This window comes from Acinetobacter sp. YH01008 (assembly GCF_013420435.1).
GTDB lineage: Bacteria > Pseudomonadota > Gammaproteobacteria > Pseudomonadales > Moraxellaceae > Acinetobacter > Acinetobacter pseudolwoffii.
The window spans coordinates 1-1,016 of sequence record NZ_VOYD01000088.1; the positions used below are offsets into that span (position 1 = coordinate 1).

At 40.0% G+C, this 1,016-nt stretch carries 1 protein-coding gene; it reads right to left on the reverse strand.

Annotated features, from left to right (window positions below):
• Nucleotides 1-1,016: transposase (locus tag FTT75_RS15685; RefSeq protein ID WP_180186821.1), on the reverse strand; the 1,016-nt coding region annotated here is incomplete at both ends.

Consider the following 1,016-nt stretch of genomic DNA (forward strand, 5'->3'; position numbering starts at 1 on the left):
AAACATAGTCAAGGACTAATTCGCACTCTGTTAATGTCTTGTTGCCAAACGTGTAACTAGAGCCTGAGTCGGTCAGTTCCGACTTATAGCGATCAGTCCGTTCTTGCAATATACGCTTTACAGTTTTGTAAGGCGTATAACGACTTATCTCATTGTCGTTTAATCTTGCAAGCACGTTTCTCGCAGCATTCCAATCAGCTTGCACAACTTCCCCATTAAAACGATGAAAGCGATCTCCCTTGCGTGTGCCTATTAAAAGCCCACGTAAGAAAGAATCACTTTGCGAAGTGTATGCAGAATTGACTAGATGCACCGTAGAACCTCTACGGTGAGATATACCTGTTAGGGCATCGGCTAATAAGCCTTTAACCCATGTGTTTAAACGTCTATTGGTATTTTTACCATAGCTACGCTTACTTTGGATTGGTGCGGTTAAATCCTCCGCAACAATCACTTTGGCTTTATCAACCAACTTGTGAGTTGCTGTAAATATCAATGTCTTGAGCTTTGCTTTCTGAGCATCTTGCCTTTTATCTAGCTTCTTGCGACCTAGATTATTTAACTCAATTTTCTGTTTCTTGTGCGGTTTGGCTTTAGAAATCGCTCTGAGCTTATTTCTACGTTTGTACTTTTGATTTAGGTAGTCTGATTCACTTGAGATCAATTTACCTAAACCATTGCCATATACTTCACCATCAGAATCCACAAAGGCTTCTGAATAACCTTTATCAACACCTACGGTTTCCTGACCACAATCCTGTGTTTCAACTGCATCATAAGTTGAGTGAACTTCAACATTACCGTTTTTTAGAATGATTCTAAGTGTGCCTTGTGGCGCAAAATCAACAGTGGTGTTTAGTGGAATTTTAATGGTTTGTCGAGGGACTAGACTTGGCACTTTAAGCCAACATTGACCGTTTAGCTCAAAGGTTTTACACATATCCGCACGAACAATAATTTGATTATGTGTGTGATTAACACCATGCTTAAAGTGATTACGCATTTGACGATGGAGG